Origin of the sequence: Limimaricola sp. G21655-S1 (genome assembly GCF_027213785.1) — a bacterium.
In the GTDB taxonomy this organism is placed as follows: domain Bacteria; phylum Pseudomonadota; class Alphaproteobacteria; order Rhodobacterales; family Rhodobacteraceae; genus Limimaricola.
Map to the genome: position 1 here is coordinate 1 of NZ_JAPWGO010000305.1, position 261 is coordinate 261.

Annotated in this window: 1 protein-coding gene; it reads left to right on the forward strand. The window is 44.1% G+C overall.

Annotated features, from left to right (window positions below; translation table 11 throughout):
* Nucleotides 1-261: hypothetical protein (locus O4G76_RS20880; protein WP_269399023.1), on the forward strand; the 261-nt coding region annotated here is incomplete at both ends.

Below are 261 nucleotides of genomic sequence, written 5' to 3' on the forward strand. Positions count from 1 at the left end.
GATAATGCCCTGCGCATTCTTTTTGATGATCTTCAAAAACAGCACCGCAGCTTGCGAACTTTGATGGAGAATATTCCTGTACACAACTCGGATGAACGGGCCTCATTAAGAGAGAAATTGAACCGTTGGGTAGAAAAAGGAGATTATGCTTGGGTTTTCGATAATGAGCATGAAACCCTGAGTTTGGAAGACACCCCTTATCATGGATTTGATTTTACCTTTGTATTGGATTTGCCAGCGGTGAAGCCAGCGGTACTGGCG